We start from the raw sequence: 17,245 nt of genomic DNA on the forward strand, positions 1-17,245 counted from the left end.
TGCTATATCCGCTGATAATGTGGTAGATAAAAGGTATCATATTTCTAAAATTTTTACAGCAGGTAGTCCTTTCGTTTTTCAGACAGATGCATCGAAGTTAATTTGCGAAGGATACACTGTAACTTATGTAGCAATGCAGCTAGCATTCTATATGGGCTTTAAGAGAATTTTCTTGATAGGAGTCGATCATAACTTTACTGCTGTAGGTAATCCTAACGAAAAACAGTTCCTAAAAGGAGATGACCCAAACCATTTTACTCCTGGGTATTTTGGAAATAAAGAATGGCATCTGCCAGACCTAGAAGGCTCTGAATTAGCCTATCATATGGCTCGATTTAACTTTAATAGATCTGGTAGAGAGATTTATGATGCTACAGTTGATGGTAAACTACAAATTTTTACAAAAATTACCTTTGAACAAGCTTTAGATATGTGTAAAAAAAAAGGTAGTGGTAAAGATGTAGTGATGTAGGCGTTGGTCTGGTCAAGGTAACGGGAGCTAAAATCACGAATTGTGTACCACTACCGTTTCGCCGAGTCGTTTTTCATCCCCCGCTAAAGTACACGGGCTTTCAAACTCCCGTCTTCTTTTAGGTAAGAATATTAAAATAAGCGGACTTAATGGAATCAGCATGAACAGTAATCTTACCTTTCTTGGTCTCGGCGTTATGGGTGGATATATGGCAGCTAATCTTGCCCGTAGTGATTACTCCACCAGTAATTACCCCACTATGGCTTGGAATCGCACCCCCGATCGTCCAGGAGTCAAGATTGCTGCTGATGCTGGAGCCAAGGTAGTTTCATCCATCCGGGAAGCCGTCGAGTCAGCTGACATAATTTTTTCTTGCTTGGGGGATGTCCCAGATGTAGAAGCGGTTATGCTGGGAGCTGAGGGAGTGGCTGAGTATGCCAAACCCGGTAGCCTAATTGTGGATTTCACCACCATTGGACCAAATGCAGCCCAGGAAATCAGTGGGGAACTAAAGAAGCACAACCTACGTTTTCTCGATGCACCAGTTTCCGGTGGGGATATCGGAGCCAAAAATGGTACCCTAACAATTATGCTTGGAGGTGAGCAGACGGACTTCGAGGAGTGTAAACCCCTACTGGAAATCCTTGGCAAAACCATTCGCCTGTGTGGTCCGGTGGGCAGCGGTCAAGCAGTTAAACTGTGCAACCAGGTGCTTTGTTCTGTCCATATGGTAGCGCTATGCGAGGCAATGAAGTTGGCAGAACATCAAGGAATTGACCCTAATTTAGTTATTGAGGTTTGTAGCACAGGTGCTGCTGGGTCATGGGCGTTATCCAACTTAGGGCAACAAGTCGCTGAGTCTGACTTTGAGCCTGGTTTCATGATTAAGCACATGGTCAAAGACCTCAGGCTTGTACTCGAAAGCCTCCAGTCTTCTAGTCTGGATTTAGCTGGAGTTGAATTAGCTGACCGTCTTTTCAAAGTTGTTCAACAACTTGACACTGGTACAGGAGGTGAACAGGGAACTCAAGCAATGATCCGTGCTTACGGTGAACTCAGAAGCTGAAGGATGATGGATTTAGTTATACTGCTATCCACTTAAGCCGGGACAGTAGATTAGTTATTGGGAAATTGGTGATGGCTAGGAAAATCTGTCCTGCTTTAAGCTAGTAGCGGTGATACCAAGTATTTCTTGAGATTTTTCCAAGACTTGATCAGGGTCAAAGGGTTTAGTGAGGTACATATCTGTGCCGACTTCTTTACCCTTTTGTTTATCAAACTCTTGTCCCTTAGCCGTTAGCATGATCACATAAACATCGTTCATATACAGAACATTTTTGATCTGATTACAGACATCAAACCCACTCATTTTCGGCATCATTAAATCCAGAAATACCAGATTAGGTTGCTCTGACTTAACTTGCTCTAGAGCATCTTCACCATCCTCAGCGGTGAGTAATTCTACCCCTTCATCTTCCAGGTCTTCCAGGGTTTGCTCGATCAGTAGTCTCATATAAGGTTCATCATCAACGATCAAGATTTTTTTAGTCATAGAGCAGTCTGCTGGGTAAAGCATTACCTGTTTCTACACCAATTAATTTACTTGATCAAGTTAGCTATTCCGGATGCTTTGCTGCTAAGTTAGAGCATTTACGCATTTATTAATTAATTAAAAATAAGTATTCAAGCGGACAGGATGTGAGAGTAGCTGTAGCTAAAGTAGGACAAAAAAGTCCCCACACCAAATGGTAATGGGGACATACTGGAGTTGTTCTAGTTGCCGGAAGCTAATAATACCCTGTATAAAAACCTGATCAAGCCAACAGTCTTTTCAGTGTTTAAAACACAACCCTTGCATCTGAGGAAAACTTTTTTATAACACTACTTTAGAAGACTACAGCGGAATTGGTTCTGGTAAAGACGTCTATATCTAACCCCCTATTTAATACTGCAACTTCCGATCCATCAACCGATAAAAAGCCCGTGAAGGCATCATAACTTACATCAGTGCTGCCTACAACTACGATCGCATCACTTCCTACCTCGAAGTCGAGGATAATATCCAAGTCTCCTTCTAAGAACTGATCTGCGAAAAACTCGTAGATATCGCTGCCGCCGCCACTGATCAGAACATCGGATCCTTCATTGCCAACAACAACATCATCTCCTAAGCCGCCTCGAACAATATCATCTCCCAGACCGCCGAAGACAAAGTCAGTTCCTCCAGCACCTTGGATGTTATCGTCTCCTGCTCCAGCCATGAGTATATCTACTTCATCGCCGCCAGCTGCTACATCATTACCGTCGCCAAAAATAAAAATGTTAGTTTGATCTTCTTGTCCTACGGCGAATACACCTCCACCTTCTTGAGGGCTATCAAAAAACATTGCACCCTCAAAGTCGCTTATAAATAGCGGAGCTGTGCTACCTGGACTTAATGTTGCTGCCATTTAATTCTCTCCTTGTTTTAGCTTGAATTTTCTCTAACAGTTGATGTAGGGTGGGCAGTGCACCAGACAGATAATGAAGCTTGCAAAGCGCGTTGGTAGGCACTGCCCACCCTACGATTAATGACAATGGTGCAAGATCTCGGTTAATCACGTTGTATTCAGGTAAATCGTTAATTGTTAATGGGAGTTCATGGGAATTCATGGGAATTAATGGAAGTTACCATCAACAATTAACGATGAATGAGTAGTCTAAACTACTACCTGGTTGGATGAGTGTTTAACCTGAATTGATATCAAATATAATTTTTTATACTTGAATAAAAATTATAAACAAATTAGTAAAAAGTTAGAGTTGCTTGATTAAAATCAAGTGTTATACGGAGCGATTATAAATTATTAGTCAAGGATAAAAATTATAAACAAATTAGACTTACTTGATTCAAATCAAGTTTTACACAGGTCATAGATTGTCCAGTGAATTACTTCATATTCACGGCAAGGGTTAATGCTTAATGGTTAATTGACTATTGACAATTAACCATTTTAAATTTTCAAGTTTCAATTTTAAATTTTCAATTAAGGTAATCAAACGCCTCTTACGAGTAATTGCTCCTGTTTTCTCCAGTTGCATCAAAGCTCGTGATACAGTTTCGGGAGTCAAACCTAGCTCAGCAGCAATTTCTTTGAAGGGTTGGTCTAAGCTGAGAACGGTTTGATTACGGAACTGAGCTAAGTAGTGTAGATATTGAAGTACCCGGTCGTGAGCAGTCCGAATTTCTCGCCACTCTAAACGGACTCTGAGGGAGTGAATGTGTCTAACCAAAATGGTCATGAAATTCTCGGCCAAGTCAGGATAAAGGCAAAGGCTTGACAAAAGAAGTTGCTTGGGATAAACAATTACTCGTGAAGCTACCTTAGCAATTGCTGTGTAAGGATAGACCGTTGAGAAAAGAGCACTTTCAGCTAAGCTCTCACCGGCTCTAACAACCTGGAGTGTAACCATTTTCCCTGATTGAGTGTAGTGAACAATTTTGAATCGCCCTGTTTCCACTACAAAAAAAGACGATGCGGAATTTCCCTGGTAGAATAGCTTCTGTTCAGCAACCAGATTCTGGAATATGACACCCTGACTTAGAGCAGGGGGAAGGCTCTCAGGTTTCAATAGATTCATCAATAAGGCTTCTAGTACGGCAGGACATGTGAATAGTTTAAGCAATCATTTTTGGCGATGTCTGTTGGAAAAGATCGCCAAAAATCAGAACTTGAACACAGAAAATGTCCCAAGCAGCAACTAGGAGGAGGAAGATCGGGGGTGCATCTCATATTTGTAAAAAAGAAGGGGAAGTGTGGGAAGTGTGGGAAGTGTGGGGCGGGGGCGCGGGAAGTGTGGGAAGTGTGAGAAGTGTGGGAATATTATTATAATTTTTGCCTAATTGCAACAGTGAGATGCAGCCCCTTAATAACACCCCCTAGAAGTATATTTACTACCTAAGTACTGATATAGCACTACGCATTAAGATTAGGACATTCCTAAACTCCGAAACTTAGTCATAGCTTACTTCTGACTTCTGACTTCTGACTTCTGACTTGCGCGTAGCGCTATAACAAGTAACAAGTAACAATTTATCTAAATACGAAATGATTAACTATCGGAGATATTAGGTAAACTTATCTGCTTTTAAATTGGTCATTCCCTGTTCCCTGTTCCCTGTTTCCTGTTCCCTTTGAGTAATTTAGATATCCCAAACTCAATGCTGAACATCGTATCAGTTAATCAGCTCAAATACATCTACTGTTTGCCGTTTTCCCTTGATTGAAACCTGACCCAATTCCCGATAGCTATACTGGTGTTTGGTCGCTTCATAGACACTACCACTGACGAGGATCTGACCCCCGTTGGCCATAGCTTGTAATCTGGCAGCGATATTGACTTCATCACCAATGGCTGTATAGTCCATATGCTGAGGAGAACCAATGTTTCCCACCACGACTTCTCCTGAACTAATCCCAATACCGGTTAGAAAATTATCCCGGATCCAGGGGGTAGGCATAGTCTTAAGTTGATGTTGCATAGCAATAGCAGCTGCGATCGCTTGTCCCTGATTATCCTCTAGCTTAGAGGGGGCACCAAACATAGCCACAATCATATCCCCCACAAATTTATTGACTGTTCCGTCATGGCTGAAAATGACATCCACCATGGAGGTAAAATATTCGTTCAGGTATTCAACAATTTTATGGGCTTCTAATTCTTCACACCGAGTTGTGAAATTCCGAATATCAGAGAACAATATAGTAATAGGCTTTTTGGCTGGAGTCAGAGAGATATTGCCCTTGGCATCAATAATGGCTTGGACAAGTTGGGAAGGAATATAGCGTTCCAGTCGGCTTTTAATCCGCTCCTCCTGTAGTTTATTTCTATGGAGCAAGGCATTTTCAATAGCTCCTGCTGCTTGAGCTCCAAGAATCGTTAAAAATTTCAAGTCTTGAGCTGTATAATTAACCGGTTTCTCACTACAAAAGTTAATCACCCCCAGCAGACCCTTTTGGGTTTTTAGAGGAGCACAAACCAGAGAGTTGATGGACTTCACAGTAGCAATAAACCTGGGATCATCTTGAACCTGATTTACAATCTCAGCCTTACCAATTCCTAACCCATTCTTGGTCTTACTATTGCTCAGCTGAAAAAATTCTGTTGGATTATACTGTTTGCCAAAGGCTGAGATTATATCTAGTTGCTCAGTTTCGTAATTAATTAACAAGACTGAACCACAATCTCCTGGAATCAGTCTTCTCGCTTCATCCAGGAAAAGCTGAGCAATAGCGGACAGCTCTAAACAGGATGGAATCCGTTCCGAAACTCTATAGAGTAAATTAATTTCTCGGTATTGATCTAAGATAGCACTGCCTAGATCTTTTTTTTCTAATTCTTGATTAGCCAAATAATTCAGGAGTTCTTTAATTGCGATCGCTTTCTGATCACCCTTGACCCAGCCAATCACCTGACCTCTTGCTTCAACGGGATATTTATTAGCTAAGTTACAACGTCCCAATACCGGAATTTTCCTAGGATTATCCAACAGCAACTTTCCGTGGACATCCTCAATCTGGACAGCGGTGTCTATGGCGTCAATCAGTTGACTTATGACCCCTAGCGCTTTTGGCTTAGAAATAATTTTTTTGAGACTGACAGATGCCATACTTTGTGGTAATATTATAAGTTGGCTTAAAAGTATCGATTCAAATTACTCCTCACCCGTTCCTCTCGAAGCATATTTTCATAGAGGATAGCATTAGATATGGCTGATGTGGCTTGAGATGCTAAAGCACTGATCAATTTCAAATCCCTGGCTGTATAGTCTACAGGTTGTTCACTACTGAGCTGAATCACACCAATTACCTGATCTTTGGTCTTGAGTGGGACACACATTAGGGAACTGATCGGATAATCAGATGGCACAAACCTGGGATCCGATGAGACATCGTTAACGATTTCTCCTACACCAGTCATAATCACACTGCGAACAATACCTGCTATCGATTGCTTCTGGGGTCTATACCCCATTTTTGGCTCAAAGCTAGCGAGTACTTCCAGTTGGGATTGGTCTTGGTCTAGCAAAAAGAGAAATCCCCGATTTACTGGAATTAATTCCCTAGTTTGATTAATCACAATTTGAGCAACGTCTTGAGGCATTAAGTTGGCAGTTAATTTCCCCGATAGATTGTAGAGTAAGTTTATTTCTCGATAGTTATCTAAGGTTTCTATAGCAATTGATCGGCGTTCTAGTTCTTGATTGGCTAAATAATTGATTAGAGCGGCAATAGGACGAGCATTCTCTCCTCCTCTAACCCACCCTAAAGTAGTTCCTTTCAGGTCTATCTTGTATTTTCCAGATGAATCATCAGGCTCATCTCCGAATAACAGTTGCTCATCAATGTCTTGAATACTAATATCTCCTCCCAGGGAAGTTATCAGGTTATTGAGCAGTGACGAGATGTCTTTTTTTGCAATTATTTTTTTAATTTTAATAGCGGCCATGCATGTATTATTTTAGTATTAATAATCTAATAAAATAAAAAATGTCGTGGCTAATTTATGTTCAAAACGCACATTTTTAACCAACGATTGTTCTTTCACAATCCCTGAGTTAACCAGAATCATGTCAGGTTTTAAGGAAATTGCCTTAGAAATACAATCTTGCCCATTGCTGGCAGAAATTATACCGATTCCTCTTTTCCGTAATGCCTGAGTAATCATTTCAGCTTGAGGGAGATTTTCCTCCACTATCAAAACTTGCTTAGTCGGCTTTTCTTGAGAGGTCAGTCGAACAACCTCTTTGAGCAGTTCTTCGAGATTAATCGGTTTGCTCAAACATCGCTCAACTCCTAGAGCATTTTGCTCTTCAGTGATGGACAAAATGATAATCGGAATATCCATACTGTGCAAGTCATTTTTAACCACCGCTGCTGTATCAAACCCATTCATTCTGGGCATCACTACATCCAAGATAATTAGGTCAGGACGTTCTTGTTTGATCTGTTCAATTGCGTCCCAACCATCTTTGGCTTCCTGAATTCTGTAACCTTCTGCTCTAAGATGCTGCTTGAGTAGTTCTCGAATCGGAGCTTCATCATCCACAATCAAAATGGTTTTATTCCTGGAATTTCTGATAATTGTTGAGGTGGTCATAGATGACTTTAGTTGAGTGAGCAGGGTTTCAGCAGCTATGGTTTTTACTCCAGGTTCAGACTCAACCGGGATGGGTAACCTAAAGGAGAAGTTACTCCCTTTGCCCAGTTCGCTTTCGACCCAAATTTTTCCTCCATGATGTTCCACAATTTCCTTACAAATAGGGAGTCCTAACCCAGTACCTTGAGGTTTTTCAGTTAGAGTATTACCCGCCTGTTTGAATTTTTCAAAGATCAGCGTCTGCTCGGCTTCAGAAATGCCTATACCGCTATCAATGATACTAACGGTAATCTCTGAACCAGTTCGCCTTACTTTACAGTATACAAACCCTTTATCCGTAAACTTAGCTGCATTAGAGATTAGATTAATCACCACCTGAATTAGTCTGTCTCGGTCACCAATTATCTGAGGTAAGCCCTCGTCTATACTCTTAATTAATTCCACATCATTCTGTTCAAACAGAGCAGTCGTCGCAATGATTGCTCGTTCTAGGACATCTACAACTGAGAGGGGTTGCATTTTCCACTCTACTCGACCAGCTTCTAACTTAGCCAGATCCAGGACATCATTGATCAAAGCTTTGAGACGCTCCCCTTCGGAGATAATGATATTAACATTTTCTGACACTTGCTTCAGGGTGCGCTGAATCTTGTGGTCATTGGTAGGAATTAAGGGAAATAGGGTTTTTTCCAGTTTTTTCTGAATCAGTTTGGCAAAACCCATGACTGAGGTTAGGGGAGTCCTCAATTCATGGGAAACTGTGGAAATAAAGTCTGTTTTCATCCGGTCTACTTCTTTTTCAAAGGTAATATCTCGGATCAGAATCACCGAACCCATAAAGCCATCCTGACTATTAGGATTATCTGTAGCCTTAGTATCTTTTAGAATAGCAGTGGCTACGGCTTTGCCAATCCGTTGATTGGTCAGTTCTACTTCAGCGGTAAAGACTTGTTGAGGGTTAGTCTTGGTAAGAGTGACTAGGTTTGCGATCGCATTCCCCAACACTCCCTGACACCCTTGACCGATTAACTCGATTTCCTCCAAATCAAACAAGCTCACCAAAGCTGGATTGATGCGAGTAATTTTGCCCTTGGTATCTGTTACCAGTAATCCATCTGCTAAGCTTCTAATCATCGCATCCACGTAAGCCAGAGTATGCTGTAATTGAGTCGTGGTGGTTTTGAGACACTGAGCTTGTTCACTGACAATTGTGTACTGTTCTTGAGTAGTGGTGTATAAATCTGCCTGGTTGATGGCGATCGCTAACTGATTGCTCACGGCTTGTAATAGCTCCAATTCCAAATCACTACAGCTCCAAGGCTTGCGGCGCATACAAATTAAATAGCCAGGAGGATGCAACCCCCGAATCATGACTGGTAACGCTAGATAGTTACCTGTCTGGCAGTAGATGAGTTGATCACCGCTATCATGGAAGTGAACCATCTGTCCTTGGCTTAAGCGATCGCATAAATCATCAGAAGATTCGATACTTATTAATCCCACTTGGGAGGGTAAATCAGCTTTTCGATGTTCACACAGAATTTCCAAACATTGTTGGTCTTGGTGATACCAGCCAAAAGTCACTCGGTCGAGACGCAAGAGGGTAGCAATTTCATTGACAGTAGTTTGCACAGTTGTTTCCAAATCCAGAGATTCACGAATACGAGTAGTAAGCCCATTCAGCAGCGCCTCCTGCTGAGCCCTAGCATTGGTCTGCTCGAAAGTTTGAATCTGTAGTAAAGCAATAACCATGGCGATGATCAGCATCACTCCCAACACCGATGCCAACAGATTGAGAGAATTGAGTTGTCGCTCCACATTAGCCCGGGGAATCACCAAAGCCACAGACCAATCCGCGTGTTGCAGAGGAGCATAGGCAACATACACCCACTGACCATCCAGTTCCAGTAGCGTTACCGACTCTACCGACTCTTGCGGGTTGGCTATTTTCCTAGCCTCCATCGCCTCCATCATCTCTTGAGCAATTTGCTTTAGATTGGGGTCAGGGGAGTCTAAAAAACTCCTACCAAATTGAATTACCTTTGGATCTCGATGGGCAATGGGTACTCCTTTCGAGTCCAAAGCAAAGGCATAACTCCCTTCGCCTAAGGTAGTATTGGTAATCACCTCTGAGAGTCGGTCTAAGGAAACCGGTCCAGCAAATTCTCCTATGGGGAAAGACAATAGACCAGGCAACTTTCCTGGTTTTGGCTGGTAAGTATCCCCGAGTTCCACATTCTCGTTGGTTAGGTTGGGCAAAGCCAGTTTTTCTGGAATAATTTCCGTGTCATTGTTGGGGGGAACTGACCAGATAGGAGCCGCAATATTGACTTGGCGAATAGCAGTAGAACGAGAGACTACCGGATTATCCACAAAGGTTTCTCCTTGCATCGCTCGTTGAAAGTGAATGCGATCGCTAAGATTCTTCCCCTCAATAAAACCTGCACGAGTGGTGTAGTAAGAGCCATTTCCCTTAGCCATGACAAACATATGAAAATCGGGCAATCGTTCTTGCTCGAGTTGCAGATAGGGTTGGGCAACCTCCCAGTCCAAAGACCGAACTTCGGGAGTATTCGCAATTGTTTCCACCTTCGCCATCAGAACCGCCAACCATTCATCAATTTGATGTCCCGCCATCTGGACCTTCAATTCAGCATTATCCTTCAAACTCTCAAGAATCAGACTCCGAACCACCCAATAACTGGTGAAAGCTGCTGTTCCCACTAGCGCAATGGTGCCACTAATTAACAACCGGGGAACAGAACGCCTTGGCTGCCATAGGGATTGATAACTATTGTGCTTAAGCCACCACTGGCGTCTAAACCAAGTTCCCATATCTCTTATGCAAAATCCTTCCTGTTGTTCCTGAGAAACTCCAGCAGCTTTGGCCTGGGGTTGGGCTAGGATAGTGGGGTCGGAGCAACTGGTGTCCACCTCTGATGCTAAAGGAATACCGCTCACCTGACAGTACCCGTGTGGGTAAACCTTGAGTGGGGAATTATCCGGAGGTGAGTTTCTCTGGGAACTAGCATTAAAACGATTAAGTCTCACTGTTCCGAAGATAGTCCTTAGGCTGGGTTGCCTACTGGTGGGATAAGATGACCATTGTTTACCTCCCCTTTCTCCCCTGATGCCCTCTGTTCCCCCTCTTGCATCGGAGTACAAATTATCCCTATTGTGGACAATACCCCAATCACTTCCAGGCTGGGGATTGACCTGGGTAGAGTACCTACCCTGCCTTCTTGGGTACAGTGCTTCTGGCTGATTGTCTCCCCGCCAATCCAGATAACCTTGTAGCAGTTGCCGCAACAGTTCCATACCATTGATCCAGAGGTTTTCTTCTATCTGGTAATAGGTGAGACGGTGCGCTTCCTCAGAACAGAGCCAATTAAGAATTTCTTCAAAGTACTCACGAGCCTGGAGAAATGGATTGAGCTGAGTGTATTCAGATGTTTCCATAAAAAAATCGGATATAGGTTTGATATGATCTCGCCTAATCTCTACCAGGAAAATTATAGTCAGTCCGGGTAATTTTTTTTTTAGTGGTTAGTCGTTAGTGGTTAGTCGTTAGATCAAGTCCGGTTAATCACTTACTAAATAGTTCCTGTTTTGGAAATGGGCAATCGGTAATTGATAATCGTAAACTACCAAGTACCAATTACCAAGTACCAATTCCCCGAGAAGAGATATGATAATTAGTCAAACCCATTGGGTATAATCGGTAATTTTTCCGTAATTATGAATTCAAACTTACGAATTATAAGTGTTCTTACGGTTGAGTTGTGGTTCTGTTATTTGATGAACTTAAAATAGGGCATACATACTAACTAATACCAATTTAATTTATTCGAGCTACAGATGCTGAACAGGTGTAGGTTATTCGGTTAGTCGGTTAGCCGGTGCTCGGGTTATCTTCTGAACCTTGGCCTTTCGGCCACGCTACGCGAACAACCTACCCTACAAGGGACCCTATCCGGCGAACAAGCAAATTAATGTGTAGCAATAGTTTTTTAAATTGGCATAATCGATTGTAATCCATGGACAATTGTAAACTGTAAGATAACAACAATTTAAAATTAATTGACTAGTTATTTTTTTAAAATTTATTGCTTTTATGAATAGTTATAATTTCCAAAAGTCACCATCATAACCTACCAGATTAATCAAACAAATATATGCAAAAATACTCTTAATATAGTATTTTATTTGATAAACCAATTCAGCCAATACCACTCAAATTAGAACTAAACAAAGAAAAGGTAAAACTGGGCAAGACGCTTTTTCATGACCCCCAACTGTCACAGGATAACACTATCTCCTGTGCTAGCTGCCACAATCTAAATACCGGTGGTACAGACCAAATAGTGCGTTCAATTGGGATCAAGAATAGGATTGGCTTGATTAATGCACCCACAGTCTTCAAAATCTGATCAGCAATGCCATTAAATTTCAAGCACCAGGGAAATCCCCCCAAGTCAAGGTTTCAGTAAAGCCCGTAGACAACAGTGATGTTTGTGGTGGGGAAGACAGGGGGATGCTCGAATCCAGGGACAGTGAGCATGGGATATTGCCAGAGGTAGGAAGAGTTTCTAGTATCAATGCAACTGGGTTTCAGGAGAATGGGCGGAATAGTTTGGAGCATGGTGGTAACTACTGGCTGTTTGGGGTGCATGACAATGGCATTGGCATGGAACCCGATCAGCGATCGCATATCTTTGAAATATTTAAGCGTCTGCACAGCAATAAAGACTATCCTGGCACTGGTATTGGTCTAGCCACCTGCAAGAAGATTGTGGAAAATCACGGGGGACAGATTGGGGTAGAGTCTGAGCCTGGAGTCGGAAGTACGTTTTACTTTACCGAAAAGCGATGGTGAAAGCCCCTGTCTTTTAAGCAGGGGATGAAACCGAGCGAGCCGTCACAGTAGACACATTTATGTGTCCTGTTTATAGTAAAATCGAAAATGCAAGGGAGGTGATGCAAGTGTACGGCTGTCAGCAGGTTTTATTAAATCCAGATCAAGAGTTATTGGCAATTCTCAAATTTTTATGCATACAATCCCATAGATTGACAAATATGGGAATCTACTTTGCTCGTCAAATCTACTTTAAAGCCAATCGCTACATCAGCAAGTTTGAGCTAGAAAAAGAATACAAGCTCAATCGTCACTATAAGGCACTTCACTCCCAAGCAGCACAACAAATACTTCGTTCGGTCTACGAGTCTTTTAAATCCTACAAAGAATTGATTAAAGCATACCGAGAAGGGAAGATTGAGCATAGACCGAGACTGCCCAAGTATAGAAAAAAGGGAGGTTTGGCATTGGTCAGTTATCCCAAGCAAGCTTTAAGATTAATAGATGGAAACATAAGAATACCATTGGGAAGACAAGTAAAGTGCTGGTTTGGGATTGATAGTTTTAGGTTGCCTCTTCCTAGCAATATTGAATTTGATGACATCAGAGAATTAAGAATACTGCCAAGGAATAGATGTTTCTATGTTGAGTTGGTTTATAAAAAAGAAATAGAAACACCAATTGTAGAACCAGATAATATACTTGGGATTGACCCAGGATTGGAGAATTGGCTAACCTGTGTTTCTAATGTAGGAACGAGCTTTATTATTGATGGTAAGCAGATCAAATCGATGAATCGTTGGTATAACAAACAGATATCAACAATTAAACAAGGCAAACCACAAGGATTTTGGTCTAACCACCTAGGGGCGATAACTGAAAAACGTAACCGTCAAATGCGTGATGGAATTAACAAAGCCGCAAGACTAGTTATCAATCATTGCTTAAAAAATCAAATTGGTCGAGTTATTTTTGGTTGGAATAAAGGAGGAAAGAATGAGATAGGTCTAGGGAAAAAGACTAACTCGGAATTTGTGCCAATACCTACAGCTAGACTCAAAGAGAGAATAGCCGGGCTTTGTCAACAGTATGGAATCGAGTTCATAGAAACAGAGGAAAGCTATACCAGTAAAGCATGTGCGATTCGTTGACTAGAAACCTAACCCAATAAGGGTAAAAGGGGGATTAGTCACAAGGTATTAAACCTTGATAACTTGGTAACCATGTTGGTGAAAGACCAACCCTCGCAAAATCCGAGTGACAGCCCTACCCCTAATCACTGAGAAATAACAAACTCTAGGTTAAAGCGGGGTCGAACAGCGAAGCTCTACCAGCCTAAAGGTGGGGTTAGTAGCAGGCAATAGAACTCATGGGTACGAGAGGAAGATACGTAAGAACCATCGTAACTGGTAAGTAGCGTAATAGGCTGAAACGCTGCATGCAAATAGCTATAGAACAAAACAGGATTATAGGATTACGCTTTCTTATAATGATTTTCCTGGTTCTCGGTGGAGAGTATCACCCTAAAAGTTCAATAGAATGGCTGCCAGGAACGAAGTAACTCCATAGGTGCTCTCAATGAGGTCGGTCATTGAGTAGGTAGTTAGCCCCATGGCCTATGTGAGAAGGATTGAATCAGAAGCTAACGCCTAGATTAACACCTAGGATACGCAGACAGATTCACGTGATAAGGAAAGGATATAGCAATGAGTAGCAATGAAGAAGTCTAAAGCTCGGGGGTTTACCCCACAGTCAGAATGGAACCAGGTCGATTGGCGAAAGCTAGAACGAACTGTGTTTAAGTTGCAAAAACGGATATATCAAGCCTCTCAGCGTGGCGATGTTCGCGTGGTAAGAAGGGTACAAAAAACATTGATGAAGTCCTGGTCTGCAAAAATGCTAGCGGTGAGGAAGGTAACACAACAGAACAAAGGTAAAAAGACTGCCGGAATAGACGGGAGAAAAGCTTTAACCAACAAGCAGCGCCTAGTCTTAGTAGCCAACCTTAAAATACACAAACGACCTCAACCTACCCGCAGAGTATGGATAGACAAACCCGGTCGTAAAGAAAAACGCCCCCTTGGGATACCCACCATATACGACAGAGCGCTCCAAGCCCTTACCAAACAGGCATGTTTAACCTGAATGGGAAGCACGTTTCGAGCCAAACTCATACGGGTTCAGACCAGGAAGGTCATGTCATGACGCCATACAAGCAATATTTAAAAGCATCAAACAAATGCCCAAATGGGTATTAGATGCCGATATTGCGAAATGTTTTGACAAAATCAACCACGATGCTCTTCTAAATAAACTGAATACCTACCCATCCATGAAACGGTTAATCAAAGGTTGGTTAAAAGCCGGGGTAGTGGATGAAGGAATATTCACATCGACAGACGAAGGTACTCCCCAAGGTGGAATAATATCTCCACTTCTGGCGAACATAGCCCTCCACGGAATGGAAAACAGGATAAAGGAATACGCCGAAACCTTACCCGGAAATAAACGGAGAAATAAAACGGCATTAAGTCTAATCCGATATGCAGATGACTTCGTCATAATGCACAAATCCAAAGAAGTGGTAGAAGAATGTCAAAGAATCATCATAAAGTGGTTGGAAGAAATTGGCCTGGAACTAAAATCCACAAAAACCAGATTGGTACACACCTCAAACGGCTTTGAATTCTTAGGATTTAATGTACGTCAATATCAGACGGGAAGACACCAATCTAAGCAAGGATTCAAAACCCTCATCAAACCCTCGAAGAAAAGAGTGAAAGAGCATTGGGAAAAGCTATCCAAGGTCATTGACCGACACAAGGCTGCTCCCCAAAAAGCTTTAATAAGCAAACTAAAACCAATAATAAGAGGATGGTGTAACTACAACAAATGCGTTGTAAGTAAAGAAACCTTCTCAGATTTGGATAACATGCTCTGGAACAAACTTCAAAGATGGGGATATAGAAGACATCCAAACAAATCCAAGACCTGGGTAAACAAGAAATATTGGGGAACCAAGGTTGAAAAACCTAAGAAATGGTACGAAGCTCCTAAGGTTGATAACTGGGTATTTATGGCAAGTGAAGATAATTATTTACCTAAACATGCCAAAACAAAAATAATCAGGCACAACAAAGTTAAGGGAGACAGAAGTATTTTCGATGGAGACCTCATATATTGGAACACCAGAATGCAAAAGCATCCCGAGATGACCAGTCAAAAGGGAACACTTTTGAAAAGGCAAGAAGGGAAATGCAATCATTGTGGACTCATATTCAGGGACGGGGATTTTATGGAAGTACACCACATAATACCACGCGCAAACGGTGGAAACGACCAACTCAATAATCTTGAGCTACTTCACCTACACTGCCACGATGCAAAACACAGAAAGAAAATCAATCTAACAAACTTAGATGATAATCCCTTCTAGAGGTATCAATGACAATGATTCCTTTCATGAGGAGCCGTATGACGGGAAACTGTCACGTACGGTTTTGAAGACGAGTCGGCTGGGGGCGACCCCCCGACTTAGTTTAACCTTTCTTAGATGGTGACTATCTGCCTAAATATGGTGAAAAACCCAAGGATTGGAAGCCATCAGGGAGAAGAACGAAACGCGGTTTATACCGAACAGCAATGAATTGGTATGTCAATGCGGATTGTAATGGTGCTGCCAATATAATACGCAAAGTAAGCAGAACGCTAGGTATTAACCTAGACGAACTGGGTAGGGGCGTTTTGACTTCCACAGGGTATTCCTGTGGTCAGTTAATAAGAAAAAAGTGTGGAGTGATGCGGATTCATCCCATCACGAAACATCCTTATTAGAATCCCCCGTCATTTATGCGGGGGAGTAGTCAAGCTTCCTGCACAACACTGAACACTAAGCACTGAACACTAAGCTTTGCAATCATCTTATTCTTCCAAGGCGAGTAACAACGGGATTAACATGGCAAGAACCAACTTGGTATAAGCAACCCCCCGAAATTATCGGTATTTAATCGAATATGATACTATAGGAAAAACTTTTTCCTGATCGGTGTAATAGCTTGTAGGAAACGGTATCGCCTTAAAATTTTAAAGCTCTCTAATCCCCTTTCTATAAAATAAATTAGAGAGCTGATTATGGCGTCATGGCTAATCGTTAATTGGACGACCATTACCCATTACCAAAAGCGAATAAAAATTTGTGGCAGACACCCTGGAGAATTCGAATCAGTTTGATTCCATGGTATTCATACATGGTATTCATAGCTTGGTAGTTCGCCAACCGGAGCAGTTAAACCTCAAAAAACCTTAGATAAAAACTAATGGAATCAGGTATTACAATTTTCAGTTTTGGACTGTTTCTAGTAATTTTTTTGTGGATTGGGGCTCTAGCTGCTAAATCTTCCGATAATACAGAATCAGACTACTTACTTGGCTCACGCTCTTTTGGAAAAGTCTTTGTCGGTCTGAGTGCTGGCGCAACGGGAAACAGTGGATGGATTATGATCGGAACCGTTGGAATGGCTTACTCCATGGGAGTTTCTGCTCTGCTGATGGTAATTGCCTGGTTCTTAGGTGAAGTAACCTTTTGGACTTTTTTCCCGGATAAAATAAACCAGATCTCCAGAAAGCAAAACTCCCAAACTATTCCGGAATTCCTAGGGCGTGTCATCAAATAGGTATCAATTTAGTTTAGAATCGGTAGCTGTAGAGAGTTTAGTCAATCAGGAGCTGTGCTATCATGATACGCCGCTATGCTTTGCGTCTCGGACCAGTGGGAACGG

At 41.9% G+C, this 17,245-nt stretch carries 13 protein-coding genes and 1 pseudogene; 8 read left to right on the forward strand and 6 right to left on the reverse strand.

What is annotated here, in order from left to right; all coding sequences use genetic code 11:
- Window positions 1-472: pseudogene (locus F6J94_RS15340) on the forward strand (hypothetical protein); the annotation flags it as partial.
- Window positions 473-632: 160 nt separating this feature from the next.
- A complete protein-coding gene (locus tag F6J94_RS15345; protein ID WP_293017590.1) occupies window positions 633-1,538 on the forward strand; it encodes an NAD(P)-dependent oxidoreductase in 906 nt (301 codons plus the stop codon).
- A gap of 75 nt (window positions 1,539-1,613) precedes the next feature.
- Here the strand turns inward: F6J94_RS15345 and F6J94_RS15350 are convergent, their stop codons facing one another.
- The 6 genes from F6J94_RS15350 to F6J94_RS15375 all read right to left on the reverse strand — a co-directional run bounded on the left by F6J94_RS15350 (window position 1,614) and on the right by F6J94_RS15375 (window position 11,071).
- The gene (locus F6J94_RS15350) at window positions 1,614-2,024 is read right to left on the reverse strand and encodes a response regulator (RefSeq protein WP_293041633.1); all 411 of its coding nucleotides are present in this window, start codon (window positions 2,022-2,024) and stop codon (window positions 1,614-1,616) included.
- Window positions 2,025-2,358: 334 nt separating this feature from the next.
- Window positions 2,359-2,922, reverse strand: a complete 564-nt coding sequence (locus tag F6J94_RS15355; RefSeq protein WP_075903769.1) for a calcium-binding protein — start codon at window positions 2,920-2,922, stop codon at window positions 2,359-2,361.
- Window positions 2,923-3,424: 502 nt separating this feature from the next.
- A complete protein-coding gene (locus F6J94_RS15360; RefSeq protein WP_293041637.1) occupies window positions 3,425-4,093 on the reverse strand; it encodes a Crp/Fnr family transcriptional regulator in 669 nt (222 codons plus the stop codon).
- Window positions 4,094-4,688: 595 nt separating this feature from the next.
- Window positions 4,689-6,122: an adenylate/guanylate cyclase domain-containing protein gene (locus tag F6J94_RS15365; RefSeq protein WP_293041640.1), complete on the reverse strand. Its 1,434-nt coding sequence runs from the start codon at window positions 6,120-6,122 to the stop codon at window positions 4,689-4,691.
- A gap of 26 nt (window positions 6,123-6,148) precedes the next feature.
- A complete protein-coding gene (locus F6J94_RS15370; protein ID WP_293017598.1) occupies window positions 6,149-6,961 on the reverse strand; it encodes a GAF domain-containing protein in 813 nt (270 codons plus the stop codon).
- 18 nt (window positions 6,962-6,979) lie between these two features.
- Window positions 6,980-11,071: an ATP-binding protein gene (locus F6J94_RS15375; RefSeq protein ID WP_293041643.1), complete on the reverse strand. Its 4,092-nt coding sequence runs from the start codon at window positions 11,069-11,071 to the stop codon at window positions 6,980-6,982.
- Between the two features lie 767 nt (window positions 11,072-11,838).
- On the opposite strand from F6J94_RS15375, the gene F6J94_RS34315 reads away from it, so the two are divergent.
- From F6J94_RS34315 to F6J94_RS15400, 6 genes are all read left to right on the forward strand, one after another.
- Complete coding sequence (locus F6J94_RS34315; protein ID WP_365939893.1) at window positions 11,839-12,042, forward strand: cytochrome-c peroxidase; 204 nt, start codon at window positions 11,839-11,841, stop codon at window positions 12,040-12,042.
- Between the two features lie 104 nt (window positions 12,043-12,146).
- A complete protein-coding gene (locus F6J94_RS15380; protein WP_293041646.1) occupies window positions 12,147-12,488 on the forward strand; it encodes an ATP-binding protein in 342 nt (113 codons plus the stop codon).
- Window positions 12,489-12,589: 101 nt separating this feature from the next.
- A complete protein-coding gene (locus F6J94_RS15385) occupies window positions 12,590-13,618 on the forward strand; it encodes a transposase (RefSeq protein ID WP_293041655.1) in 1,029 nt (342 codons plus the stop codon).
- A 565-nt stretch (window positions 13,619-14,183) separates the two neighbouring features.
- Window positions 14,184-14,612: a reverse transcriptase N-terminal domain-containing protein gene (locus tag F6J94_RS34320; protein WP_324610957.1), complete on the forward strand. Its 429-nt coding sequence runs from the start codon at window positions 14,184-14,186 to the stop codon at window positions 14,610-14,612.
- A 64-nt stretch (window positions 14,613-14,676) separates the two neighbouring features.
- Window positions 14,677-15,903, forward strand: coding sequence for a group II intron reverse transcriptase (locus F6J94_RS15390; protein ID WP_367142216.1), 1,227 nt, complete (start codon window positions 14,677-14,679; stop codon window positions 15,901-15,903).
- A gap of 880 nt (window positions 15,904-16,783) precedes the next feature.
- A complete protein-coding gene (locus F6J94_RS15400; protein ID WP_293041651.1) occupies window positions 16,784-17,140 on the forward strand; it encodes a hypothetical protein in 357 nt (118 codons plus the stop codon).
- Window positions 17,141-17,245: the final 105 nt, after the last annotated feature.

It is taken from the genome of Moorena sp. SIO1F2, from assembly GCF_010672755.1.
GTDB lineage: Bacteria > Cyanobacteriota > Cyanobacteriia > Cyanobacteriales > Coleofasciculaceae > Moorena.

Bases quoted from the DNA above. Each gene is read 5' to 3' on its own strand.
- F6J94_RS15350 (WP_293041633.1), bottom strand. From the start codon at position 2,024: ATGACTAAAAAAATCTTGATCGTTGATGATGAACCTTATATGAGACTA.
- F6J94_RS15375 (WP_293041643.1), bottom strand. From the start codon at position 11,071: ATGGAAACATCTGAATACACTCAGCTCAATCCATTTCTCCAGGCTCGT.
- F6J94_RS15400 (WP_293041651.1), top strand. From the start codon at position 16,784: ATGGAATCAGGTATTACAATTTTCAGTTTTGGACTGTTTCTAGTAATT.
- F6J94_RS15355 (WP_075903769.1), bottom strand. From the start codon at position 2,922: ATGGCAGCAACATTAAGTCCAGGTAGCACAGCTCCGCTATTTATAAGC.
- F6J94_RS34320 (WP_324610957.1), top strand. From the start codon at position 14,184: ATGAAGAAGTCTAAAGCTCGGGGGTTTACCCCACAGTCAGAATGGAAC.
- F6J94_RS15380 (WP_293041646.1), top strand. From the start codon at position 12,147: ATGCTCGAATCCAGGGACAGTGAGCATGGGATATTGCCAGAGGTAGGA.
- F6J94_RS15370 (WP_293017598.1), bottom strand. From the start codon at position 6,961: ATGGCCGCTATTAAAATTAAAAAAATAATTGCAAAAAAAGACATCTCG.
- F6J94_RS15360 (WP_293041637.1), bottom strand. From the start codon at position 4,093: ATGAATCTATTGAAACCTGAGAGCCTTCCCCCTGCTCTAAGTCAGGGT.
- F6J94_RS15365 (WP_293041640.1), bottom strand. From the start codon at position 6,122: ATGGCATCTGTCAGTCTCAAAAAAATTATTTCTAAGCCAAAAGCGCTA.
- F6J94_RS15385 (WP_293041655.1), top strand. From the start codon at position 12,590: ATGCAAGTGTACGGCTGTCAGCAGGTTTTATTAAATCCAGATCAAGAG.
- F6J94_RS15345 (WP_293017590.1), top strand. From the start codon at position 633: ATGAACAGTAATCTTACCTTTCTTGGTCTCGGCGTTATGGGTGGATAT.